The organism is Pseudoalteromonas sp. M8, from assembly GCF_018141365.1.
GTDB lineage: Bacteria > Pseudomonadota > Gammaproteobacteria > Enterobacterales > Alteromonadaceae > Pseudoalteromonas.
The window spans coordinates 3,406,899-3,432,796 of record NZ_CP047240.1; the positions used below are offsets into that span (position 1 = coordinate 3,406,899).

Consider the following 25,898-nt stretch of genomic DNA (forward strand, 5'->3'; position numbering starts at 1 on the left):
TATTTGTAACTATAGGAGAGCTTTTGCTCTCCTTTGTTCATTCTGGCTGTTGATATTTATTAAATACCAATTCCTTCAGCACTAATCTTAATTCCGTTTATGTTTACGCTCCTCGTAATATATTTAGCACCATCAAAATACTTTATTTCGGAAAATCTAGCCTCGTTAATATAAACATCGATAACATTGCTTGGATTAGATAGATCAACACTATTCCTATTCTTTTGCTCAGTAAAATTACTTTCGTAGTAGCCATTTCTGTAGAACTCAATTGATCCCCAATTTCCAGAGAGTACGTTTTTAAATGTATATAAATCGTAAAGGCAGATGCCATTGTGAAGGCTTACACAATCTAGAGTGCCGACATTGTGAACGACTATTGGTTTTAGGTTTAAAACTTCATCTTGAGTCAATCCATTTTTAATCAAATACTCCCTAGCTGAGCTAGAGTTAGCTACTACCTCATTTAACCGCTCTATTTGAAGAAGCCCTTTATTTAACTTGGAATTTTTCTTTCCAATTAGTTTGAACCAAGACAATAAACCAGCTTCATTATCAGTCGTAACATGTTTTAGTTGAACCGCATATACAATTTTGGTTGATTTGTCTCGGATAAAAAAATCAACATCAAGTCTTAATTCAGGAAAATCTGAAGCGTCAAACTTTTCAGGTTTTAATTCAAACTCTAGAACATCAAGGTGATCACATTTTATTAAATCATCTAGTAGAAATCGGGTTTGTTCGTCTTCAAGCAATGAATGCCAATCTGGTCCTTGCTTTTTCAAAGCAAAATATTCCATCTGTTGGATTAGGCCGCGAACCAATTGAAGTGGTCCTAACACTAGCCCACCATTTCTGATATCAAACAGTCTATCTTCGGGTTTATTGCTTTTCTGAAACTCTTTAATTAACTCATAGGTTTTCAACAATCCTTTTCTCTCTGGATATTGTCGAACCATTCGCTTAACTTCACCTCTACTCAAAGGTTTTTCTATCTTATCAATTTCCCTTCTTTGAATAATATTGGTTAGGAAAATAACGAGATCTGCTATCTCAGGAAACAGCTCCTGCGTCTTGCGGCCAAAACCTAATCTCCAGTGCTGAGGAATAATAGAAAGTACTCTAGCGTGCAACTGGGCAATAGATTCATCCATCGGTCCATTTTTCTGATGTGTTGCAACTGCAAAACTTCCAATCGCATTGGTCGCAGCTTTTAAAGAGATAAATTCCAATGCGCTACCAAACCATATAGGCGTTAGTAATTCAGGCTCTCTTTGCTTAAATACAAGTGAACCATCTTCTAGTACTTCTAATGTCAATGTACCAGATACCAACATCGCAAAATGCTCTACAACCCAAGAGACATCTACAATTTTTGACAACACATCAGCATCTAATCCTCCATTAATTAATTTAATCTGTTGGTCGTTAATGAGTTCCGCTACATTCATATTTACGTTACGGATATGACTATCAAACCCAGCTAAAGTTAATTCTTTAGGTGCATCATTTTTGATTTCCGAGCGGATATTCACGTATTTAGTAGTTTGATCAGAAATCACATCTTTAATTCGTTTATACCCGTCCACGTCTTTAGACGAGAAATCCATATATTGAGCATGTGTAAGTTGGACTTCATTGAGCAAGTCAATAAGTCTCTCCGCAGGTTCATTGCCTTCTAATATTTTTTTCAACTTAGGAATGTTGTCAGGGTTAGCAAAGTACTTGTGAGGAAATTTCAACATGGAAAAGGCTGCTGCCATAGCTTGGTGAGACTGAGTGTTAATTAACGGCTGTGTCATCGTATTTTTAATTCCTTTAGATTTGTACACCGGATGAGAGATATTTACTGTGATATGGGCTTTGAGCGCAGAGAATATACCGCGCTATGGTTGAATACAGACGAGTTAACACCGTCAAAATATGCGCATTGCAAGCTATTACATATAATTGAGTAACCTTCAAATGATTCAAATTCACCTTTGGACACTTCAACCATTAATCTATCGATTGCAACTTGGTTGTTGATGATTTTATCTTTGTAACGTTTAGCGTTGGATTTTCCTGCATGCTCAGCAGCAATCAATACGAGTAAAACTGACATATAAGCAAGCACACCAGCGCAGACATACCAAAACACCTTGGTCGAAAACTCTGCAAAATTTTCAAGTGCAGGAGAGAATTCGACTTTATTTGTGTCTTTTTTAAATGCTTTTTGTAACGTTGAAAGAATTGGCTTTACAACATTGACTCGCTTAGCTAATTCAACAACTAAAATCGCCAAATACGCTGTTATTACGACTCCTGATGCACAGAAAACGACAAAAAGCACATTAGGAGCAGTTAATTCAGCAAACGCAAAGAACCCCTGATAGAAAATTCTGTCGATAGACAGCGGAAATTGAGTTTCCTCAATACCAAAAGCCTTTGAGAAACTATGATGATACATTAAGCCAAGCGCATAAAATGTCGCGAGTACAAGACTGATGAGAACAGGTGCATGGTTCAGAATACGTTTCATCCTACCTCCTGTTTTCAAGTTCAGTTTTGGGATGCTTATTTTGTTCTTCAGGCAACTCTTCTAATAATTCATCACTGTAGAAATCGAAAATCATCTCGCCAGTCGTTTTTCGCTCAGTCCAATAACGACCTTTTAATTTACGCTTTGGATTCTCAATTATTGAAAGGACGCAAGCACCATCATGAGGGTTGCTCCTGTGGGCCAAACTAACACGAGGTTTACTCGTATAGCTGTAAGTAAGCTCTTTTTGCTGACGTTGTTCATCAATTAAAAATCCTTCAACATACGAATCACTTTGCATCTCAGAGGTTCGAACAACATATGATGTTGTGAAAAATGTCTGCTTTACTGTAAGCATTGCGGGGATAGGAGCTATTTTATTACCTGTGGCATCATCAACCCAGTTTGAGTAGATGTAACCAACCCATGTTCCATTTAAGTCAGGAAACGGAACTAACCAGCCTCTGAATATTTTAAATTTCCAACCCCATTTAACGAAAATAGCTATCAGCAATAAATCTGCACTAACGACTTTAGGCACAAGACTAAAAAAGTCTTTAGCCAAGGACAGGTTAAGATCACTTGCCCAAGCGAGTCCAAACCATATAAGTGCTGATACGCCAATTAATAAGTAAATCGTGCTTTTAAGTACGATATTTTTCATCATTCGTACCCCACGTAATTCCATGCTGCAACTAATAATTGCCGAGCATGCTGTTTAGTCCATTTCTGGCTAGGCCCAAACAAGTACTTTAGTTCACTCACTTCTCCCCAATCATCAGACGAGTCTTTTCCTAATTCTTGATACAAGTATATGATTGCGTTGCGTAAAACATCGTAATACGTTGCACAGTTAAAGTAATTATTGGGCACATTCCAAATCAAACACTCGCATAAAAAGCCCGGAACATTCTTGGCTTCATCGATTCCAGATGCCGCCATTTCATTTGTTAATTTTTTTAGTACGCGCACGGTTCGTTTATATTTCCGTGACGTAAGATTATTTTTGCCAACGCCATTTTCGTAATGTTGCTCAGGCCAGTTTATGATCTTTTTGCCATCATCAGAAAACTGTTGAACGCCCGTTATGTAGCTACCATCCGTTCTAAAGCGTCTATGCTCCATAAATGGCGCAACATCAGCTTCAACTCGATAAGTATTGGCTTTAATATCAAACGCCTTACTACCACGAGTAACCGCAGCCCTACCAAATTTTGCTACTAAAGCAGCCTCAACATCATCTTTAAAATCATCAAAACTGTAAGATGCAGCGACATAGCCAAATGAATCTCTGGTATACCCTTTAGGGTAATCCCCATAAAAAACATCGGAACAAACAATACCAACATCAACATCAGAGTCAGCTTGAACATTTACCTTGTTTCGATATGACCCTTGTAGAAACACTCGAATAGATTTAGTTTTCAACTTATCAGATGCGTCAATCGCACTTTTAATCATGCTTATTGCATTTTCACAGCGTTCCTGTTCTGTCTTACCCGGACCAGTTGACCAACGTTTAAATTTATCTTCCCAATTAGATGAGCTATTGATATTTGCTGCTGAATTATTTACAGACATTCGTCCCCCTTCTGCGCTTAAAAAGCGCAGTTCATAATATTGAATATTAACTATCGAGCTTTATTTGCCTGAGATAGCACTGACGCAGCAAATGATTTAGTTTCATCGCTATATTTACTACTCTTTAATACTTCAGAGGCTTTGGTTTCCATCTCACTACTTGTCTGGTTTCCAGTACTTGACTGACTCAGTACAGATGCAGCAAGTGATTTTTGTACCTTAGATGCAGATGGATCATTTAACGTAGATGCAGCTTTTGAAGCTAGCGCTTTAGATGATTGTTTTGTGTTAGTCATGATAACTACTCCGTAAATTTTAAAAGAATATGGGCATAAAACTTCAGGTTTAATGCCCTAGTTCAGTTAGTTTTATTTCGCTGGCACCAAAATAGGCCAAGCCTTGCAACCATATTTTCTAGCATCTAATAGTTGTTTAGACTTGGGGTCTTTTCGGTATCTGCGAAAAATCAACTTCATGCCTTTGGGGACACGGATCTTCTTTTTCTTATCAGCCATAGCCGACTCCTTAAAGTGTTAAAGAGAGGCTAAAGGTTGAAATTAATTACGAAATAGACTAAATTTAGCCGTGCTTGGAACGTAAAAAATTCCTTAGATGTGCCTCTCAAGTGTGGTTCATCTTTGCCTGATCTTGCTGGTAACTCGATCAGGCAGTCCTTTCCTTGATAAGCTTCTTTGACTTTCATAAATCTAGAGATTCAATCTAATGTTCAACAAAGCTAGACCATCAAAATAAATTTTGATGGTCTCAGTATACATATTTGAACAAAAGGATCAAAGTTTTTTTTGATGGGTTATTTTATGGCGTAATATTTAAACTCGACACCACCCGTTTCTGACTTATCTTCTACACGAAGTAAGAAACCTTCTTCATAAAGCGACTTAAGCTTTGTACTTGCATTATTTACTTTAAAATCAAGGTATTCGGCAACATCACTTGCTGTAGAAATGCCATTTTTAAAAACGAAATCAAATATCGGTTTATTTGTTTTAGAGGGACTGCCTACTTTATCCATTTTAATATGATCAAAACGATCTCCAGCATAAAAAGGCATGGGCTGATCTAAACTTAGAACTGGAGCTAAAATGTTAAGTCTTAACATCTCTTTCTCAGCATCAACAAGGCAGATTCCACGGTTTTTTCTATAGTGTTTAGCTAGGCGAACAAGAGCTTCTCTTGCAAAGGATGCGTCAAACACAACATCCTTAATTGAGATATAAAAGATCTTATATTCAGGTTTTTTCTCGATAAAAAAAACAAGCTCGTTAAAAACTTGCTTGCCTTCATCGTCCCCGATCCCTGTCAAAGAATTTTCGCTAAAAATTCTTGCGAGACTTATAACATTTTCATTCTGTTTCATATTTTATATTGAAGCAGATAAGTTGGGATATTGTCAATATTATTTGTTAAACGGAACTGCAAAAGAAATGAATGTTCCCGACAATTCAAGTAACTCTTCACTAATCTTCAGTGAATCCACTAGATTCGGTTTTTCAGCGACCTTAAAAAAGTGATAGTAAGTATCGGCAAGTCTTATATGCATGTCTGAATTGGTTAGCTTTGCATGATGAAAGCAAGTACAAAGCCCGTTACCACCTTGGTCACCTTCTTTACTTGAAATCCCTTTAGTCAACATTTCCAAAATAAGCTCTATATCCGAATACCCAGCATATTTGGTGTTGTGGCTAGCTAAGCTTGGCTTAAGTGATTCTAGTAATCCAATACCGCTGTCACATACAACAATTTCGGCTCTATTTTTGTAGATTTGTAATGCAGCTAAGCCGTTTAATTCAGTTTTACTGTGCTCACAAACATTTCGTGTTAGCTCACTAAACAGTGAAAAAAACTGAATATATAACTCACTTCTTTGGTCTTCTGAAATATTCGGGATTTTATCGGTAATTTTCTTTGCTAACTTTTGAGGCAAAGTTTTGTCATGCACCGAACCAGAAATTTTATTAATTGAAATATAGGAGTTGCCGGATTTTTTTACACGGCTAACCGTATTCACACCATTTGGAGATTTAAATTTTACTCCATCGGCTAAACAGTCAAAGAACCCCATCGTTTCGCAGTAACCAAGTAACTTATTAGTTTTTCCGCTGAAATCTAAAGTGACTTTAACACCTTTTTCATCAAGCTGATTCACCACATTAATCAAACGTATTAGTGTATTTATGGGTGCATTTGCCCTAGATTGGATAACGATAGTTAACGCTTTCTTATTTTTATAAATTTTTTCTTTAACGTTAGCTAATAACTGCTCAAGTTGGTAACCCGATACCCAGCGATCTTTAACCTGCGGCTTAAATTGAATTGTTGCTGCCATTTTATTAGATTCTTATTCCTTTAACTTACTTATTGGGGATCACTTTGTGTATTTCAATGCAATCATTTTCCTTTCAAAGAGACTAAACAGTTTAAATTACTCAGCAATAGCTTAACTACCTGATTTTTATTAACACCCCACTCAGATGTCAAATAATCGATGACTGAATCAACGTTTGATGGAAAAATCAACTCCCCATTAACCTTTGCAAATGGCCCATCAGTTTCCAATAGAATCCTATCTTGAGGTAACCATGATATTACTTTTCTTGCCCTAGCTGAAGTCAACATAGCAGGTCCGATTGAAAAAAAGCAACCAAACTCAACTGCTTCAACAACCTGTTTCTTAGTCCCTAAAAACCAATGAAGAACCGGGATTCCAGCTTTTGGGTATGCTTTTAATTTATCAAGAACTTCAGCAGTAGCGTTTAGACTATGAATTGTTAGTATCTTATCGTCATACACTTCACATGTTTTCAAAATATGTGTGAATACCTCAATTTGATCATTAAAGTATTCTTTATACCCTTTTGAACCATCGAGACCTATTTCTCCTATATATCTAGTTCTAGGTACTAATTGATCAAATAACGCCAACTCGTTTTTTCGTAAATGTGCTAATTGAGGATGCAAACCTAGTGCAGTTTTGCATTTAGACATGTCTCTTGTCAGTGCTTCAGTACCCTCGAAAGCAGAGGGTACTGTTGTTACTGATAGTACGTAATAATCACTTTGTTGTATGTCATTTAATATCCGCGCATGATCAGGATATAAATCAACATGACAATGCATATCCATCATGATTTTAAATCTGCCTGAATGAAAGCTTCAACTTCCGCCAAGCCACGTTTAATTGTTGACTCTAGCTTTTCACGCATATCCGCATCTTGTGGTATAGGGCCTGATTTTCTGAGCCATGAGCGGTAATTACCAGTTTGTTTCAATCTTATTATGGCTGTTTGAACAGCTTGCAGATCATCTCTGGTGACTTTTTCTTTTATCAGCCCTTTTAGTCGCTTAGTCTTGTATGGTGTATCCGATTTAAAGCCTGCATGATGAACTGAGGCTCGTCTTATCAAACATGGTACACAATGACCGCACTGAATGTGTTCTCGATGCCAGTGGCTACAGGATACACTCAAAGGAACTGCTTTTTTAATTGCATCTTGGTCTACACACTCAATTAACATTTCACCTTTAGTTTTAAACTGGTATGGATTGAAAAATCTTACATTGAATCCCGTTCTTTTTAATAATCCTTCAAATCTTGCTAAAAAATTGGGATGCGTAGTTCTCGTGCTGTGACTTCCAATGCGCCTTCTAGTCAGAGGAGGGTTAATTGATATATAGCCATTTTCGGGCACAATTATAGTATCAATTTTACCATCACAATTGGCGTTTCTTAATGCTGAAATACCTAATACAGCCATTGCTAAGAAGTTAAAACTTCTTCCCCTCATGCTGATATCAGTTTGACCTTCCAACTCTTTGATAATACGTGGAGAAATCGAGTAAGAGAGTTCTGCAAATGATGATGACAATAGGGATTTAATATCTTCTTGTTTAGCACCATCCCCTCTATAAGCATGGCTAACCAATAATGGCTTATATTGTGATTTACCATTGAGTATATCAATGGCTCCTACAGCGCTATCTAATCCACCTGAGAATAAACAAACTGCATTCTTTCCAATTAGAGTTTTGGCTTTTGCTTTTGCCTGCTCACTTGTCTTGGGTTTTGGCATTTCTAATTTGGTTTTATTAAAAGTAAAGCTCCATTGATCACCAGTAAGGAAATTAAGGATCGAACTTAGCTCATCGGCCTCAAAGTTCCACATATCGGGTTCTGTTACTGGTATATATAATTGCATGCGTCTTGCCCATGCATTTTCTGCTTTATCTCTTAATTCAAATGTATCAGCAGCAGTTACAGCCGAGGCGATAGTAATTAAGTCTATTGCATCAGCATCTATATTGATTCCAAGATCACGAATTGTTTGAAGCAATGCTCTTGAGGCAATACTGTGCTTATATGCATTATGCTGGTGTGTGTGAAATAATTGAACTGGATGACAAGTTTCAGAAAAATCAGGTAACTCAGCAGGATCGTGGTTAAAATAAAAATCAGTCATCGAAGCTCTCCCATTCTTCTACTGTCGCAGTTATAGTGTCAGCTTGAATTTTGACAATATTATCTCTTGTGACACTACTTGGATTTCCATTTGTTTCTTTATCTAATTTTTCTTGAGTTATTACCTTTATAAGTTCTCTTAACTCAACTTCCATACTGTGGTGTTTACTTGCAGGTTCAACGTGAAACCAAGCTTTCCCCATTCCTTCAACCACATCCTGAAAGATTAAGTCTGTGAGATAACAACCGATAACTTCCTGAATTACTTCATCTGTAAAGCTGTTTGGATCAAATTCTTCCGTATCAGGCAGAGCTTCCTCCAACGCATAGTCCAGTGCGATTCTTACAGAATCAGAGTCGGCATTCTCAGGAGCTAAGTGAGATGCAATTTTATCAATAGCTTGGTCTGTTGAGAGTCCTTTTAAGTCACCTAATGATAAGCTTTTATTATTAATGGTAACCGTATCGCCACGCATTACCCCTAGAAGACCACTACCAGCCGTAATACCGCTAGCTAACCTTCTACTTGTGCTTTTTCCACCACCAGAGCCTTTTCTAGAATAACTTTTTAGTGATCTACGTAAGTCTGACGTTGAACCACCTGATCTGGCATACTTGCCGAATTCCCTTCTGGCATTCGCAAATCGATTGGGAGACGGCGTAGCTGTAGGGCCACCAATCTCATTTTGCACTTTTTCATTATCTGTTTGATTATTCTGGTCACCATCATTGCCATCCTGCGATTGACCATCCCCGTCAGTACCTGACGCAGGCTCTACTATAACTGGTTCGCCTTGTTCAGCCCATGATGGTATTAAAGGGCTTTGACCATTAGGCCCTGTTGATGAAGCGGACGTACCCATTACTTAGTTCCTTCTAATTCTTTTATTATAGTATTTAGCCACCTTTGTTTTGGTAGCTCCTTTATATAAGCTAACAATGCACTTTTGCACCTTGGTTCTTTAATTGCCAAGAGTCTTGCACCATATATTCCTGATGGTGCAACTGACCAGTCAGTAATCCTTCTGAAGTTTTCTATCAAACTATCCATTACAGCCAAGTAATCTTCTCTAGGTGTGGTTTTTATTGCATTTTCACTAGCTTGACTTAATCTAGTTGTTTGCTTGGTCAATTCTTCAACAAGTTTTTGTGCTGCACCTGACATAACTGCATTCACAACACCCATATGAATGCTCTCACGACTTAAATATACTGCGGGTGTTAGGTTTATATCAGAAAATAGAGGGGGTAATTTTGACCATTTATCAAGGAAGATTAAATCATTTTCCCATTCTTTAGGTATATCTATATCATCAAAGCTTATTTCTGGATTTTCTAGATCTGCCAGTACCTTAGGCTTGCCCTGCTGTTGGTCAATTAACTCATAAAGTTTATTGGTAGCCTCAGTACCAAGACATCGCTCAAATATAACCAGTTTCGTTATAGTTTTTTCATCTAGGTTCATCCCTCTGCGCAATGAGGTCTTTTTGCGCATTTTTACTTGGTTAAGAAGCCGCTTAACAATTCTGGGGTTACCATTGATGTTAGTAGACTCTGCGAGTAAAGGTGCTAATTTTTCAACTAATTTAAGCTTACTTCTAAACTCATCTAGCTCATTTATATCTGCACCATCCAATAATTCATCAACTGTGACTTGAGGTTGTTTCCAAGACAGCTTTAATGACCCCTCAAGTTGAGACCTTAACAATTCAATAGCTTCTTTACTGATACCATGATCTAAAGCAGTTAACATCATTAAGTATGCTCTGATTTCATATGTGCCCGGACGCGGCACATGAACAGGAATTTGGATTAACTTATCTAAATAGTCAGTTTGATGTCTTTGCGATGCGCCTTTGTGGTACTCAGGGACAGCTAACCGGATCATGTCCTCATCTGCTGCAATAACAAATGCCGTGTTAGGTAAAAATAAAAATAATCGGATCGCTTCTAATGTAGAAATAGCATTAAACGGAGAGCAACGATCTAAATTATCAACATAGACAATAAGCGGCTTATCAAACTCTTTTAGGAGATCTGAATATGCTTTTCGAAATTCTTTAATTTCTTTTGGTGGGAGAATGATTTTTTGGCTTTGATTAGATCTTTATTTTGCTTAGCGATATCTTTAGCGCCATCAACTGCACCTTTGACATCACCAGCATCAAGTTCACCATCCTCACCACCACTGAATAATCCTAAAAACTTCTGAAAGCCTCCCATTGTTGGTATACCAGCTAACGCCGCACCTCCATCCATGAGAAATCCCATTAGCCTTATCTTATCTATTCGTCCTGCAAATTCTTTGGCCTTAGCTTTAAGATCTTTGTCGTCTTCCGCTTTTTTAATTAAAGTTGATGCGATTGTTTCTAATAATGCAGCTTTAGCGTCATCGTATCCTTGGAAAGTCCACGCATCAAAATGAACCTGAATATAATCCTTCGTGTCATTTTCTAATAAATGCTTTGTTAGCTCTAGTATTGTTGACTTACCCGCTCCCCAGTCACCAAATACACCAACTGATATTGGCATTAAATTCTTTTCAGTAATTAAATCTTTTATCGACTCTGCTGTCTCATTAAAATTAAGAAAATCAATATCAGATTCTTTATCAGACCACATAGCTATTCCTTACTTTTATTATTTTGAGTTCCAATTCTTTCAATAGTACGGTGAACTGTTGGGCGACTAACAGAGTACTTTTTAGCTAATCCTGATATAGATTCACCATTTAATTTATCTTTGTATAATTCTCTCGCTTGCTTATCAGATAAAGCTGGCAATCTTCCCATATGTTTGCCTTTGGCTTTTGCGTCTGCTCTTCCCTCTGCGGTTCTTGCTTTTATTAAATCCCGCTCAAGTTGAGCGAATACTCCACACAAGTTAATCATAGCGGTGGAAAACGGATTATCATTCTTTGTATTGAGTGAACCGTCAATAATGTTTAAACAAGCACCTTTATTGTGGATGCTTTCAATAGCCTCAAGAATAGATTTTAACGACCGTCCAAGACGGTCGAGGCGAGTAACAATAACTTCGTCACCTTCCCTGATAAAATCGACAAGTTCCTTAAGCTTTTCTTCATTTATAACTGAAGCACCTGACTGCTTTCCTTGAAAAACCTTTTCACAACCGAAGTCATTTAATCTTGACAGTTGAGCTGCTAAATCTTGTTCTTGAGTTGATACTCGTGCAAAACCAACTTTCATATGTACGAAACCTATAACTTTCGTACACACTATCAATCAGATGTACGTAAGTCAATAAAACAAATTACGTACATGAACGATAAAAAATCCAAACTTTCGTTCATCCAACAAAAAATATTGTTCTCATGAATGCTCAATTTAATTTTTCACCGTCATTAAGCTTTTGACTTTATTTTGACAGCCAGCTATGAAAGAGTAAAAGACAATCAAAGTAATCTGGTGGAATTAACTCCATAAAGCGGACGTTCGGATAACACGTTAATTAGATGGTACGCCCCACCCATTAGCTAAACTAACAGAGTTGGCTATTATTGGAGGAAACCATTATGTCAGTTGTTAAAGTTATAGGTATTGATTTAGGTAAATCAACTTTTCATTTAAGTGGCCATGATCACGCTGGTCGAGAAGTTTTTCGTCACAAGTTCTCTAGGGCAAAGTTAATTAGTTTTCTTTCAAATTTTCCAAGCACTCTAATTGCAATGGAAGCTTGTTGTGGTTCAAATTGGTTGGCTAGGAAATGTATCCAAATGGGTCATCAGGCTAAACTTATACCCGCCCAGTATGTAAAACCCTACGTTAAGACACATAAAAATGACTTTATAGATGCAAACGCAATCGCCGAAGCTGCTACTAGACCGAGTATGAGATTTGTATCTCCTAAAACAGAAGAAGCTCAATTAGGGATCGTGATTAGACGTATTCGTTCTGGCTTCATCAAAGAGCGAACAGCTTGCATGAGCAGAATTGGCTCTATCTTGACAGAGTTTGGCCTAAGTTTTCCTAGAGGTCACCATCACATGAAAAACCTTTTTCAATGGTTAGCAGATCAGGGGAGTCTTTACCTGCTTTACTTATAGCTGAACTAAAAAGTCAAATGGATTACTACCATCATTTGAATCACTTAATTAAAGAGCAAGAAGCTAAATTAAAGCTATTAAATAAAGAGAATGAAGTTGTTGCACTACTTCAAACAATTCCGGGTATAGGGCCAATGACAGCTTCATGCTGCGTATCTGCTGTTGGGGATGCAAATGACTTCAAGAACGGCCGAAATTTTGCAGCATGGATAGGTTTGGTTCCATATCAGCATAGTACAGGTGGAAAACCAAGACTCCTTGGAATATCCAAGCGAGGTAACAAGGAATTAAGGGAGTTGTTTGTTCATGCAGCACGAGCAGTAATATGGAGAGATAACACCGCCAATAAGTTTTTTGGACAGTGGTTATTAGACCTTAAATGTCGAAAACCCTTTAATGTAGCAGTTGTTGCTTTAGCTAATAAATTGGCCCGAATTGCGTGGTCAGTGATGTCAACAAAACAACCATTCGAATTAAAAGTGTAAAAGTCAGATTTGCAATGATAATTATTGATGACAAAACGGTTAGACCACCAGATTGAAAACCTGAGGGGCAGAGCAGCATAAAAAAATGCTTTCTCGTTTATGAGGACAATCTGGCGCGGATCTCATCGTAGAGCTGGGACTAATGAAAGTCTCTAATAGACTCTGAATACATTAGCGCAAACCATCTCCGTTATTTTTAATTATTAACTTGCAAAACGGGGCGTACCATACATTCTGCCCCATTACGCGTTAACGTAAATACTCTAAAGGTTGCTTTGAGTTAGAAGCAGCCTTTAAACCTAATCTATTAAAACTACTTTCATATCTAACATAAGTACCCAAATTACTTGATTCAACACCTTTAAAAATTAACTGTAGCCAAGTTAAGGACAATTTTATACTATATTATATTACAGTATAACATTTCATTTTGAGGTATAAATGAACAAACTAACACCTATTGCGCTTGCAATGGGAGCACTTTTATCTACAAACTCGATAGCCCAGACGATACAAGGCAGTATAAAAGATGTAAAAGGTAATGGAATCGCTCACGCAAACATTACTGTTGAAGGTATGCCTAATCGAATTGAGACAGATAACTCTGGTGCTTTTAAAATTGAAAATATCGATGGTGATACAATAGAGCTAAATATAACAGCTGATGGTTTTAGTCACTTGACGCATGTTGTCAAAAATAAAGATGGAGCTTTACCTCTTGAACTTACTCTTAAGCGCTCAGCGATAGAAATTATTGATGTGGTCGCATCACCATTGCACCTTTCTAATATGGAATCAGCTATGCCTGTGAGTGTTTTAGCTGGTGAAGAGCTACGCCGACAACAAAGTGCCACGTTGGGGGATACTTTAGAAAAAACTGTCGGTGTCCAAAGTAGTTTTCATGGAAAAGTCGCTAGTACACCTATAATTAGAGGACTTAGTGGTCCGAGAGTTCTCATCGCACAGAACGGCTTGGATGTTGGTGATGTTTCGCGCGTAGGGCCAGATCATGCTGTAGCTTCTGAAGTTTCGACTGCTCAGCAGATTGAAATTTTAAGAGGGCCTTCGACTCTAATGTTTGGAAGTGGAGCTATCGGAGGTGTTGTGAATGTGGTTGATACTAGAGTGCCTACAAGTAATGAAACGCAAGGTGAGTGGCTAGTTGAAACAACTTCCGTTGATAATAGTAAGCAAGGATCATTTAATGTTACGAGTGGTGCTGGGTCATTTGCAGTATATGCTGATGGATATTGGCGTGAATCTGATAGTTACACCATACCTGTTCCAGCAAAAGCAGGAACCACGTCGATAGAAAATAGTTTCAAGGTCGAAAATAGCCAAGAAAAATCAAGTGGATTTACAGTGGGCACCAGTTACCTATTCAACAATGGTTATTTAGGAGTTGCTGTTGAAGAGTTTAACCGTAATTATGGCGTACCGGGACATACTCATGAACACAACCACGAAGGTGCTCATGATCATAATCATGAGAACGAGGGAGTTGTTGCAGATCTCGATCAAACACGAGTTCAAGTTCAAAGTGAAATACGATTTAATGATAGCCTTTTTAGCCAACTAAATACACGAGCAGCTTATACCGACTACGAACACGCTGAAATTGAACATGGGGAAGTTGGCACAACTTTCAAGAATGAAAGTAAAGAGTTGCGTGTTGATCTGAAACATAACGGTTGGGACGAATGGGATGGTGCTCTAAGTTTTCACTACAAAAACAGTGAAGTATCAGCGCAAGGGCTTGAGGCATTCACACCACCTTCAGAAGATACGTTATTTGCTTTTGCATTAATGGAAGAGAAACGTTTTGGTCAGTTTTTGGTTCAACTTGGTGGTCGAGCTGAGCATGTTGAGCTGTCTGCGAAGTCAATTCGTTTACCTCAGGTAAACATTCACTCTCATAATGAAGGTGAACAATCTGATATTAACATTCAACAGTCAACTACATTTAATGATAAGTATGACTTTTCTCCGGTAAGTTTATCAAGTGGAGTTGTATGGGATTTCACTGAGGGCTATAACTTAGGGCTTTCTTTATCTCGGTCACAGCGTGCACCTTCAGCCTCTGAAGTATTTTCTTTTGGTCCTCACATCGGAGCAGGATCTTACGAAGTTGGTGCATTATTTTCTTTGAATGAAGAAGGTGGGCAAAAATACTTTGAGCTATCAGATAAAAGTATTGATGTTGAAACTTCAAACAACATTGATTTAACGTTTAGAAAAACGGATGGAGACATTGGTCTAATTTTAAACGTATTTCACAACGAAGTAGATAATTTTTATTATCAAAGTGCTACAGGCCTTTTTGCGCCAAGTGGCCACGAACACGATGATGGTTCAGCAGATGAACACTCTGATGACCTGCCTGTCTATGCATTTAAATCTGACGACGTCACTTTAAATGGTTTTGAAGCACAGTTAGCTTGGCAAGCTACTAAGTCATTGAACACTACTCTTTTTAGTGACTATGTACGTGCACGTATTAAGGACGGAGATAATCTTCCAAGAACCCCACCTTTACGTTTTGGTGCAAAGTTCAATTACCAACAAACAGACTGGAGTGCAAATTTAGATATTATTAGATATCAAAAAGCAGATCGCGTATCTTATTTGGAAACAAAAACTGATGGCTATACGATGATTGATGCTGATGTTTTATATGATCTTCCCTATTTTAATAACTCTACAGCAATGTATTTTAAAATAAAAAATCTGACGAATGAAGAAGCTCGAGTACATACTTCTTTTCTTAAAGATGTAGCACCAAGGGCTGGAAGAAGCTTCAGTGTCGGTTTTAGAGGTCGTTTTTAATTCTCTTAAATAGTGTTTTGGGCCTCAGAAGGTCAATTATTTAGAGTGGGTTAGGTTTTAAAATCTAAATAAAACTCAAACCAAACAGTTATGTTATATCATTGAATTCTGGAGAGTAACATTGAAATACAACAGGTTTAGTGCAAACGCAACAAAGCGTTCAAATAGAAAGCTTAAAGCCGCTTTTTATGCATTATTATCGTTAACAATAACGTCTGTGGCAAATGCAGATGAAGATGCTTCTAATAAAGCTAAAGACGATAAAGAATTTGAAAGAATAGAGGTGCATAGTAGGCTCTTGAATGAATCAGAGAAGGCTTCACCTAGCCCAGTCTCAGTCATGACATCGGTAGATATAGAGAAAAAGCAAGTCACGACTATGACTGATTTGCTTCGTGGTGAATTTGAAGGGATATTTGCCCTTAACTCAGGCATGAATGACTGGACTACACAGGTGTTTTCTCGCGGTAATACCTCTTGGAATTATGGTACTAGTGATTTAAATGAAGACTACATGAAGATTTTCATAGATGGTATTGAATTAGTTCGCCCCACCTTGCTGTCTACGCTATCACCAAGCATGATTGAATCTATTGAAGTTGTACGAGGACCTACTTCGGGGCTGTTATATGGTTCTGAAGGTGCATCTGGAGTGATGAAAATAAAAACCAAGAAAGGGAGTTATGGAGGAACGCTGACTCGACCTGAGATTACTCTTCAATTAAACGGGGGTGTGATGGACAGCAAATATACACCTGATGGTGTTACACCAAAAGTTGAAGACCACTATATTCAAGTTGCCGGTGGCTCTGAAGAGTTTTCCTATAGATTTGGTGTTAGTCATCAATCTGTGGGTGAGTGGGTTCATCGATATGACTCATCAGGAACAGCTTACTCCGCAGGAATTCATGGTGAAAAAGGACGATTCTCGTTTGATTTCACTGCATTTAAAAATGATCGTGATTTGGCAAAAGCTGACTTTTCTATGTCATGCACAAAACCAGAAAATTATGACTCAGAGCGATGCAAAGAGCAGAGACAGTCAGGGAAAAACTCTCAATACGGCTTAGATTACCCAATGGAAGAAAATTTGTATGCTTTAACAACAAATTTTCAAGCAAGTGAAAACTCAACTCACACTTTGACTGTGGGACAAAATGAAAATACTTTTTCATATTTTGGTGCATACCCAACAACTAATTTCTATTCAAAATCAAACTATCGAATGCGAACAGTTCGTTATTCGCATACTTATGATGTTGATTATAATCCTGATCTTACAGCAACATACATTACAGGGTTGGATTCAGTAATGTATGAAAGCACATCATTAGAAATATCAGGGTTTACGTGGGGAGAAAATGGAGAAATGATTATAGACCCTTATAACCCACCTCATAGCCACGGTGATGGAGAATGGAACAAGTTTGGCTATTTTGGACAAGCTGAGTTTGGGTATCAGGATAAGTTATTCTTCACTCTCGCTGCTCGTGTTGACGATGATATTCGTAACGTCGGTGCAAAAAATGATAAGAAGTTTCAGCCTCGAACAGGTTTAACGTATGTCATAGAGCAAGGAGATGCAACTGTAAAAGTCAGAGGTCAATGGGGTAAAAGCTTTAAACCGCCGATTAATCAAAACCCAATGATTGGAAGTAGTAGTTGGTATCCAACAGTACCTGAATTCACTCCTAATTATAATATTGGTCCAGAAGAAAAAGTTGGCTGGGATGCCGGGGTAGACTTATATTGGCGCGGTATTGGTTCTTTCTCTATCACTCATTTTGATGAAGAAGGCCGCTCTCTTATTATGCCTGTTGCCCTAGACGCCGATGCCGTTCCTCCTGTTCACCAATATCAGAATGTCGGTGTTGTCTCAAATAAAGGTTGGGAGTTTGACCTTGACTTACACCACGGTCCATTTTCATTAAATGGTAATTTAACACTTATCGACAATCGTATAGAGCATTTAAGTGACGTATATATAAATGACCCTTATGAAGACTTTAAGGAAGGTGATAAGCGCGTTGGTGTCCCTGATTATACAGCAAGCTTAACAGCCAGCGTTGATGTTTGGGGTGGTACTGTCAGTGCAAATGCTTATTGGTTAGGTGAGAGACCTAAGAATTACGGAGGTTACTTACCAGAACTAAAACGCGTGAGCTTAAGAGCTGAGAAGCCAATAAATGATACACTTACATTATTAGCTCGTGTAGATAACCTGCTTAGAGATCAAGATTCGGATCGTTCTGATACAACGGTTGCACCGGGTCGAGTTATTATGTTGGGTGCAAGGATGGTATTTTAACTTTTACAATATGATATGATATGACATGATGTTTATAATTATATTGTTATAATTTCATTAAATTTACTAGCTAAAACTTGAGCTGATAATTGTCAATGGCAACCTCTCCTCAGTCAGTTTGAGTCTTAGCTAGTTCACTTTAGCTATAAAGGTTCGTTTAAATTTTTCTGCTGCATCAACCTCTTCTGTTGCACATTTTTGTGTATCACCGATTACAATACCTGAGCTAGTAGATAATTCTTATGCATTTAGTAATGATTTTGACACCTAAAGCAAGTGTTATCACTGCCCGCTTTCGGCACTCATCTGATAGTAGGTATCTGAGGAGGAGATACGATTGAACAAACTCGTTTTTAAAATCTGGTCTAACATATAATTGTCCAGAAGTGAGTTGTTTGACTCAAGGCACAAAGCTGTTATTCACGGTAAGGTTCAACTCAACACCCAAGTAAAGTTAGCGAGCTGCATGACACTGATGGTAGATGTATTAGAGTTTATAAATCGCTAATCAATTGATTTACAAAACAGTTACAGCACCAATATCTAATTTAGAAGTGGAGAGCGTGTTTTCATGTCATCATCAATAAAAAATTTATAACTGGTAATGGATTACGTTAATTATTAATAGTAGATTTATTAAATACATTAGCGTGATCTCGACAGAAAGATACGCGACGAGCATTATAAAATTGTTAAAAGTCAGGAGGACTCTTGGAACAAAGTGCAAAAAGTTTGGCTGAGCATATTGTTAAGTCAAACACGGCTATGGAAGTTTTATTCCGAAATCAGCATCATGAATCAGCTCTAATTTTATTATTTTCATGGGTTGATAGATTGGCGTGGTTATCTATCAAAAATGAACACTCTACTGGTCAAGATTTCAAACGTTGGCTAAACACTTATCTTTTTGTTGAAGGTCAAACATTACCATGTAATGCAAATGATCTTTGGGCATCACGCTGTGCTTTATTACATACTGGAACAGCAGAAGCAAGAGACGTAAAAAGTGGTAAAGCTCGTTCTGTTTTCTATTATGGTGGCCAAATTGAAGTAACAGCAAAAAACTCTAGTGAACAAGTCTATGTCAATGTTGGCCATTTGCATGTTGGATTAATTGAGGCATCTAGACAGTTTCTAAAACATTTAGAGAAAAATACTGATGAACTAGCTATCGCTAATAAAAAGCTCGGTAGAATATTGAGCCGAACTACTAACTTTTAAAAAATGCCTAAACCAAAGGACGAAAAACAGTAGGCTTGCGCTCCTTCGTAGCTAATTTAATTTTAGCCTACTATTTTGCGTCGGTTAGACAGGCGTTAGGTTAATTATGGTGTAATAATTGAGTGCTGTGATAGCGATGTTCACTATTTAAGTGGTGCGTTAGAAGAATTCGTAATATGAGAGTAATATGCTTCCAAAAAAACAAAAAGGTTTGAGCCGCTTATCTCTGTTTTACCGCAAAAGTCGGGTCAAAAATATACGGAATAAGTTTTACTCTAAAGCTCAGTGCTTTCGAGCTAACTTCTCAAATGCTTCATTTGTAAATGTAAACTTTAAAGGGGCTATTTTAACTAGTAGTAACTTTAAAAACGCAGAGTTTTCGCAGGTTGAGTTTTTGGGTTCTAATCTGAAAAAATCTAATTTTACTAATGCTAAGTTTAAGTATTGTGTGTTTTCAGCAGCATTACTGAAAAAAAGTAATTTCAAAGGCAGTACATTTGAAAACTGTATTTTTGTAAATACAAACGTGAATGTTGCTAAGAATATGATTATTAGCGATAGTAATCGCTTTTTTCCACAGCGCCCGTTACCCGTTGTATCAGCAAGTACAATAAGTTTACTTGAAGAACTGAGGTTCCATCCAAAAATTCAGAATAGCCGTGTATTGCATTTAAAAGGAGGAAAACTAAATTCATTAACACTATTTAGCCTTCTTGAGCGGCTTGGTGAGGAGAAGCTTGTTATAGGTCTCAAAAAGCTTAATGGTAATTTACCATATCGTATCGTTACTGCTAATGGATTATGCAACGCAATTGACAAGGCAAGTCGATAAAGGTAGTCTGAATCCCGTCCCGCCCCATTCAATCGAGAGGTTGAAAAGTATAGGAAATTAGTGGGGACTCGATTCAATAACTGGCATTCGAGAGGAGGTAACTATGGTAGGAAATCTTTGCACGATCTTTGGTTTTTTAAGTTTAATCACTGTTAACTGTCTAGACCTTTTTATTTTTAGTGAGTACTCTCGATTGTTTGGGGTTTAATAGCCTCAAATAATTTAAGCCACTATTCAGCATATTATTCTAACAAAGCAATAAAGTCGGATTCGTGAGCTTACTACGCTTCGTTTTACATACCACATAGCACGCTTACATTTTAACTCATCTATTTCCACAAATGGGTTGGTTGAACGTCCTCTATCTCCTTAGTTTGAATGTATCTGGCGTTTAGCTTCCTTTGCTTTGGTGCCAAGGCTGGCAGGTCCTTCTCTATCTACTCAGAGTCCAATTGATTAAAGAATGTTTCGCCATCAACAAGGTCATTTTTCGTCTAGATTTTGAAAACGTTTTTTGACTAGCGCAAGCTTTTCTATCTCATCAACATCGCAATCGAGATTATCTTTGTATCGAAAGATAATTTTCTTGCGAATAGCGTTTGGTCTATCAGGTGATGGTGCAACTATCTCAGTTCTAATATCGACATGCTTTTTATGGCAGGCCGAGCATTCAGCATTGTGAAAATCAATATTGTTTGTCGGCATCATTTGCTCCAGCTTAGTTGTGGTTAATTGATGAAAATCCACTTGGTGTCAAAGTTAATGGGCTAAAAGAGGCGATGAGCTGTCTAACGCCCTAATTTGCTCTGGCGAAAATCCGTGACGAAGGAGTTCGAAATCATCTAAATCGATAATGGCCCGTTTGCCGCTTCCCCTAAGCGCATAATAAGAATTACTGGAAGTTATTACCTGCTGAGCCACAACGTCCATAGATACGATCCGAGATGTTGTAACGTAGTCCCCTTCATAAAAACGAAAAGTTTGATCGTCTGCAACCGTACCGTGTAACACTTCACCTACCAATTGTTCCCCATTCATTACAGCAACTATATACCAATTTCTTACTGAGGTGATCATAAGCGGCCCCTCGCTTTTTGCTTGATGATTTATGGTAGAAAAATATGGATTAAAAACATATCAAATGCATGGAGCTAATCCTGATTTTTTCCTTCAGTGTGATCAGTTTCCCCAAGGAAATTTGTTTGCTGAATTAAAATACCGTCTAATCTGAGCTAATGCGCGATTAGAACCGGAGTATGCTATCTAACTCATACCACTTCTTTTACTTTGATCGGTCTAAAACCCACGGAAAAGCAATTACCTTTTAACGCAAACCAGTCACTGCTAGCATCAGTGTGTGACATTAAGTTTTTCTTTTGCTCAATTTGCATATCTGTGAGAACGTCATGATTTGCGAATGACGTACTGATACGATGCGTTTCAAAAATTAAAGACTCTTGTTCAATCTTAATAAGATATTTCTGAAATTCCTTCGTGTTTTTGATCAATAGATTTAACTTTGGTAGCTCTTCATCTACTTTTCTAGCTTTTTCTGAGAGCAACATAAAACCAAATATGAGGTATCGCTTACGTTGTATATTGTAAAATGAAGGGGTTTCACCACCGTTTTGTAGCACATCACCAAAGGCACTTTTCAAATTGCTCTGAAGCCAATTCTTATGTTTCTCTATTTTAGTTCTTTCTGCGCCTAAAGTAGCCTTATGGAGATTACTGTCTTGTTTCAGCCTTCTTGAAAGATATGTATTTAAATTGTCGTAAGATAATTTGCTCAGAGGATATTTTGACGCTATTAATCTAAATGTTCGTCTATTAACCAATAAATCAGCAAATAGCACTTCTGTAGTATCAATAAGAGTATTAAAATAAGGCTTCCAATTTAACTCGAATTCAGCGCCTGTATTTACAATAAACCGAGATTCATCAAGTAAACCCATTGATTTGTAGATAGCAGATATTAATTTTAACTGTGGCTTCTCTATGAGGTTAAGAGCCAATATACGCGCTGACATCACTTCTATTTTTTCATGAAGTTCATCAATCAACTCATCGTCATCGACTTCACCTATGAAAAGATATTTGAGTGAGTCATGTTCAAAAATCCCATGTAGATGATTTTTTGAATACTCTAGTCGCAGGGCTTGTTCAGCAGCCGAGAAATTAGCGAAATTATAAACACATCTCGCGAATAAGCCTTCTGCTATCAATTCGGGAATCTCAAGTAACCAAGCAAAAAGCTTAGTCTGATATTGAAGTTTAGTATGCAATTGCTCAAGTGAAATCATTTAGTTCTCCAAACGAAATTACGAACAAACAACGGCCTACAGGACACGATGTTTACTCAGTTTGAATCACCAAATTTTTTCGGATGCTCCGCTTCATTGTTCATGATTAACGCTTTGAAAATCATGTGTAGGCATAGGCTGTCCGATCAGCCTTAATTTCATATTATCTCAAATAAATAAAATGACAACTTACGTATTTGTACAATTCTCAGGTAGATAATTTGCCTTTAAACTCGTCAAACTCAAGCCCAAAAAGGGATACGACCATTTCTTCATTTATATTGGAACCGGGAAATTTTTTTTCAAAATTTCCAATGATGCTATCTAGGTGGCTAGCTAATATTTTTACCAAAAATATTTCCGAGTTTGGTGAGAGAGCAGACAGTGCTATCAATGGATTGTCAAAAGATTCAGCTTTTATTTTTACTAGTAAATCGCTGTAACTATCACAACCATAAAGACAAATAGATACTCCTTCTTGGGCCTGCCCAAGGGGAATTGATAATTTTTTTGACAACCTCTTTGCCTGACGCTTTACATTGCTTATAAGCGCTTCTGATTCAAAAGACATACGCACACCAAAATATAACAACTAAGGTCCACAGCACCTAAGTCATTACATCTTCAATGTATGATTAATCTTTTAAACCCAGAGTAAATCCATTTCGTCCGCATATGTGGAAACAGGCTTCTCTGAAAAGCCACTGCAAAAAGCAGTGGCTATTGTCGCAATATTATAATGAAAAGTGAATTGTAGTTTGATCTCTACATGTTCTTTTCGGTGAATTCAGCCAAGCTACTGCGCTCAACTTCATCAAAGATAAGAACTGATCCTTTTTCATAATGACGGTATACATTTACGGCAGCAGAGGCTCCACTTGAGGCGGCTGTTACGAACTTATCATCTATCTGAGCTAGGTTACCGAGTACGATTGTACGACAGTTCTTTCCTCCCCGACTAAGCATCCCTTTGATCTGAGCACGTGTCATGTTTTGAGCTTCATCAATAATTAACACAGCATCGTCTATTGAACGACCTCTAAAGTAAGCCATACTGGTAAATTCTATATTAGCTCTTTCGATCACATGTTCAACTGTAGCGTGAATATTTCCTTCATGATTATCACTAGAGTGCATCGAAATAAGCGCGTCTGTAATGCCCGCAAGAAGAGGCATCGATTTTTCTGTTAAATCCCCCGGTAAGAATCCCGGATCGTCGTCCATGAAGTCTCTTGAGCGCACAACGACTATTTTTTTGTACTTTTTCAACTCCAATACTTGATGTAGCCCCGCCGCAACTGCTAAAAAAGTTTTTCCGGAGCCAGCAGGGCCAAGGATGATATTTAAGTCATAATAAGGGTCTGTTAATTGACTTAAAGCTACAGCTTGACGCTGGTTTTTAGGCAAAATGCCCCATACTTTTTCATATTTACGCGGCAATAACTTTGTGTAAACTTCAGTATCAGTTACTTCTGAAATCCGCCCAATATGCCCAGCCTCATCATACCAATACATGTTGGGCTGCACTTCGTCGTTAAACAAGCTTATTGGGAATGTATAAACCTCTCCCGAAACTTTAAAATCCTTATCTGATTGAATTCGATCAAACAGATCGCCGTCAAAAGCTTGCACTCCCGTATACAACAAATCTATATCTGCAATTTGATTATCTACAGCAACATCTTCTGCCATGACCCCTACGGTTCGGGCTTTCAAGCGCATATTAATGTCACGGCTAACAATTGTTACGTCTTTATCTAAATCCTTCTGAAGATACAGTGCATAGTTGATTATTCTATTGTCAGCGTCACTTCCAATACCGTGCTTTAACTCTTTAGCCATATCGAGTTGGGTATCAATTCCAATAAATAGCTTGCCTCTTTTAGCTGTTTCAGTAGAAGGCAGTGGAATGCCAGCTTCCATCTCTTCCGCACTGTGCCCATTTATTATATCTTCAAGCATTCGAATACAAACACGAGCATCAGCACTTACAGATTTATTGGTTCTTTCTTTTAGGTTATCAAGCTCTTCAAGAACCGTTAGACAGATGTAAATATCATCTTTGTAGCTAAGAAGAGATTTTGGATCATGTACCAATGCAGATGTATCTAATACACGTGGACTTCTATTTTCATTTGAATTCTTCATATTAGTTCTCCTTTGAGAACAATTTTGATTAACTAGCATTTAAGATTTACCTTTGCTTATTATTTTTATTAGTGCTTTCTTGCAGGTTAAATCCTTGATTTATTTTTTGTATAGCGACTACTTTAATTAAGCGACGCCTAATGAAAGACAAGCTGAAGTTTGATTTAGCTTAAACCTATAACTTAAATTATTAAGTAATCTATTGGCTTTCGAAGAGGTCTGCACAAATATTGAAAAAAAGCTTGCAGTAATACCTGTTTTTCCGCACCCCGCAGGTCCTGTTAATATCACCAGCTCAATGTCAGTATCAAGTAATGCATCCAGCGCCATACCTTGGTTGATATTCTTCGGTTTCACTCCCCATGCTTGACGGTGCATCAAACGTTCAACGCCTAAGTCTTTTAATCGAATGTGCTCAGAATCGTATCCCACAACCCGAGCTGCGAAGTGATTAGTATCATCTATCAGATACTCATTACAGAACACATCTGGTACGAGTGATTTTGGCACATCATGAACCGTGTATCGCCCTTCCTGCTGCGTTTGACACTCACCAACATTTTGCCAAAAATCGCCTTCAACCTTTTTAAAGCCACTGGTTAACAGCGCAATGTCGTCAATCAGCTGATCGGTACGATAATCTTCAACATACTTGAGTCCAGCGCCTTTCGCTTTCAGTCTCATATTGATGTCTTTGGTAACCAGCACCACTTTTTTGTCGCTGTACTGAGTTTGCAAATGTACCGCACAATTAATAATGCGGTGATCATTTTCGTTGCCGGGTAACCCGGAGATGGAATCAGGAAACAAGTGATCGTTTACAATAATCAATTTACCTGAACAAGGCGTTCGGTGACTTTCTATCCTCAATGTTGGTAGCGCTACCCCCTCTAGCATTTGCTCTGGTGTTGCATCGCGAAGCACATCATCTAACCCACGAATGGCAACTCTTGCGTCTCGGCTCACGTCACTCTTTCGATCTTTAATGTGATCGAGTTCTTCAAGGACAGTCATGGGAATCACAACATCGTGTTCTTGGAAAGAAAGGTAAGCGAGTGGTTCATGGAGAAGTACGTTGGTGTCGAGCACGTACACTTTATGGTCTTTGTCTTGTTTTACCATAGCGCATT

23 protein-coding genes and 2 pseudogenes are annotated in these 25,898 nt (G+C 37.8%); 5 read left to right on the plus strand and 20 right to left on the minus strand.

Features of this window, described 5'->3' with window-relative positions; genetic code table 11:
* Positions 1 to 59: 59 nt before the first annotated feature.
* The 14 genes from GSF13_RS20145 to GSF13_RS20205 form a co-directional block, all read right to left on the minus strand.
* Positions 60 to 1,802, minus strand: a complete 1,743-nt coding sequence (locus GSF13_RS20145) for a hypothetical protein (protein WP_211866854.1) — start codon at positions 1,800 to 1,802, stop codon at positions 60 to 62.
* A 44-nt stretch (positions 1,803 to 1,846) separates the two neighbouring features.
* Positions 1,847 to 2,521 carry a hypothetical protein gene (locus tag GSF13_RS20150; protein WP_211866856.1) on the minus strand — a complete coding sequence of 225 codons (675 nt, stop codon included), beginning with the start codon at positions 2,519 to 2,521 and terminating at the stop codon, positions 1,847 to 1,849.
* A 1-nt stretch (position 2,522) separates the two neighbouring features.
* A complete protein-coding gene (locus GSF13_RS20155; RefSeq protein ID WP_211866858.1) occupies positions 2,523 to 3,188 on the minus strand; it encodes a hypothetical protein in 666 nt (221 codons plus the stop codon).
* Complete coding sequence (locus tag GSF13_RS20160; RefSeq protein WP_211866860.1) at positions 3,185 to 4,102, minus strand: nucleotidyltransferase; 918 nt, start codon at positions 4,100 to 4,102, stop codon at positions 3,185 to 3,187. Before GSF13_RS20160 ends, GSF13_RS20155 begins: the two co-directional genes overlap by 4 nt.
* Positions 4,103 to 4,152: 50 nt before the next feature.
* A complete protein-coding gene (locus tag GSF13_RS20165; RefSeq protein WP_211866862.1) occupies positions 4,153 to 4,398 on the minus strand; it encodes a hypothetical protein in 246 nt (81 codons plus the stop codon).
* A 72-nt stretch (positions 4,399 to 4,470) separates the two neighbouring features.
* Positions 4,471 to 4,617 (minus strand): hypothetical protein, encoded by a 147-nt coding sequence (locus GSF13_RS20170; RefSeq protein WP_211866864.1) that lies wholly within the window; start codon positions 4,615 to 4,617, stop codon positions 4,471 to 4,473.
* Between the two features lie 296 nt (positions 4,618 to 4,913).
* Positions 4,914 to 5,480, minus strand: a complete 567-nt coding sequence (locus GSF13_RS20175; RefSeq protein ID WP_211866866.1) for a hypothetical protein — start codon at positions 5,478 to 5,480, stop codon at positions 4,914 to 4,916.
* Between the two features lie 39 nt (positions 5,481 to 5,519).
* The gene (locus GSF13_RS20180) at positions 5,520 to 6,449 is read right to left on the minus strand and encodes a hypothetical protein (protein ID WP_211866868.1); all 930 of its coding nucleotides are present in this window, start codon (positions 6,447 to 6,449) and stop codon (positions 5,520 to 5,522) included.
* A 62-nt stretch (positions 6,450 to 6,511) separates the two neighbouring features.
* Positions 6,512 to 7,249, minus strand: coding sequence for a Qat anti-phage system TatD family nuclease QatD (qatD, locus tag GSF13_RS20185; protein WP_211866870.1), 738 nt, complete (start codon positions 7,247 to 7,249; stop codon positions 6,512 to 6,514).
* On the minus strand, positions 7,246 to 8,580 hold the full coding sequence (qatC, locus tag GSF13_RS20190) for a Qat anti-phage system QueC-like protein QatC (RefSeq protein ID WP_211866872.1): 1,335 nt from the start codon (positions 8,578 to 8,580) through the stop codon (positions 7,246 to 7,248). The genes qatD and qatC overlap by 4 nt, the downstream gene beginning before the upstream one ends.
* Positions 8,573 to 9,442: a hypothetical protein gene (locus GSF13_RS20195; RefSeq protein ID WP_211866874.1), complete on the minus strand. Its 870-nt coding sequence runs from the start codon at positions 9,440 to 9,442 to the stop codon at positions 8,573 to 8,575. Before GSF13_RS20195 ends, qatC begins: the two co-directional genes overlap by 8 nt.
* Positions 9,442 to 10,665 (minus strand): P-loop NTPase fold protein, encoded by a 1,224-nt coding sequence (locus GSF13_RS20200; protein ID WP_349251769.1) that lies wholly within the window; start codon positions 10,663 to 10,665, stop codon positions 9,442 to 9,444. Before GSF13_RS20200 ends, GSF13_RS20195 begins: the two co-directional genes overlap by 1 nt.
* On the minus strand, positions 10,608 to 11,201 hold the full coding sequence (locus GSF13_RS24945) for a P-loop NTPase fold protein (RefSeq protein WP_282961446.1): 594 nt from the start codon (positions 11,199 to 11,201) through the stop codon (positions 10,608 to 10,610). The genes GSF13_RS20200 and GSF13_RS24945 overlap by 58 nt, the downstream gene beginning before the upstream one ends.
* Before the next feature lie 2 nt (positions 11,202 to 11,203).
* Entirely contained in the window at positions 11,204 to 11,788 is a 585-nt protein-coding gene (locus GSF13_RS20205; RefSeq protein WP_211866876.1) for a recombinase family protein, read from the minus strand.
* A gap of 326 nt (positions 11,789 to 12,114) precedes the next feature.
* On the opposite strand from GSF13_RS20205, the pseudogene GSF13_RS20210 reads away from it, so the two are divergent.
* The 5 genes and pseudogenes from GSF13_RS20210 to GSF13_RS20230 all read left to right on the plus strand — a co-directional run bounded on the left by GSF13_RS20210 (position 12,115) and on the right by GSF13_RS20230 (position 20,317).
* Positions 12,115 to 13,130, plus strand: a pseudogene (locus GSF13_RS20210) (IS110 family transposase).
* A gap of 441 nt (positions 13,131 to 13,571) precedes the next feature.
* Positions 13,572 to 15,956 (plus strand): TonB-dependent receptor, encoded by a 2,385-nt coding sequence (locus tag GSF13_RS20215; RefSeq protein ID WP_211866878.1) that lies wholly within the window; start codon positions 13,572 to 13,574, stop codon positions 15,954 to 15,956.
* A gap of 121 nt (positions 15,957 to 16,077) precedes the next feature.
* Positions 16,078 to 18,264 (plus strand): TonB-dependent receptor, encoded by a 2,187-nt coding sequence (locus GSF13_RS20220; RefSeq protein ID WP_211866880.1) that lies wholly within the window; start codon positions 16,078 to 16,080, stop codon positions 18,262 to 18,264.
* 711 nt (positions 18,265 to 18,975) lie between these two features.
* Positions 18,976 to 19,485, plus strand: a complete 510-nt coding sequence (locus GSF13_RS20225) for a hypothetical protein (protein WP_211866882.1) — start codon at positions 18,976 to 18,978, stop codon at positions 19,483 to 19,485.
* Between the two features lie 187 nt (positions 19,486 to 19,672).
* Positions 19,673 to 20,317 (plus strand): pentapeptide repeat-containing protein, encoded by a 645-nt coding sequence (locus tag GSF13_RS20230; protein ID WP_211866884.1) that lies wholly within the window; start codon positions 19,673 to 19,675, stop codon positions 20,315 to 20,317.
* Between the two features lie 483 nt (positions 20,318 to 20,800).
* Here GSF13_RS20230 and GSF13_RS20235 read toward each other — a convergent pair whose 3' ends face one another.
* The 6 genes and pseudogenes from GSF13_RS20235 to GSF13_RS20260 form a co-directional block, all read right to left on the minus strand.
* Positions 20,801 to 21,025, minus strand: a complete 225-nt coding sequence (locus GSF13_RS20235; RefSeq protein ID WP_249122717.1) for a hypothetical protein — start codon at positions 21,023 to 21,025, stop codon at positions 20,801 to 20,803.
* 51 nt (positions 21,026 to 21,076) lie between these two features.
* Positions 21,077 to 21,394, minus strand: a complete 318-nt coding sequence (locus GSF13_RS20240) for a hypothetical protein (RefSeq protein WP_211866886.1) — start codon at positions 21,392 to 21,394, stop codon at positions 21,077 to 21,079.
* A 191-nt stretch (positions 21,395 to 21,585) separates the two neighbouring features.
* Positions 21,586 to 22,620 carry a hypothetical protein gene (locus GSF13_RS20245; protein ID WP_211866888.1) on the minus strand — a complete coding sequence of 345 codons (1,035 nt, stop codon included), beginning with the start codon at positions 22,618 to 22,620 and terminating at the stop codon, positions 21,586 to 21,588.
* 208 nt (positions 22,621 to 22,828) lie between these two features.
* On the minus strand, positions 22,829 to 23,191 hold the full coding sequence (locus GSF13_RS20250; protein ID WP_211866890.1) for a hypothetical protein: 363 nt from the start codon (positions 23,189 to 23,191) through the stop codon (positions 22,829 to 22,831).
* A gap of 194 nt (positions 23,192 to 23,385) precedes the next feature.
* Positions 23,386 to 24,768 carry a PhoH family protein gene (locus GSF13_RS20255; RefSeq protein WP_211866892.1) on the minus strand — a complete coding sequence of 461 codons (1,383 nt, stop codon included), beginning with the start codon at positions 24,766 to 24,768 and terminating at the stop codon, positions 23,386 to 23,388.
* 255 nt (positions 24,769 to 25,023) lie between these two features.
* Positions 25,024 to 25,890, minus strand: a pseudogene (locus GSF13_RS20260) (PIN domain-containing protein); the annotation flags it as partial.
* Positions 25,891 to 25,898: the final 8 nt, after the last annotated feature.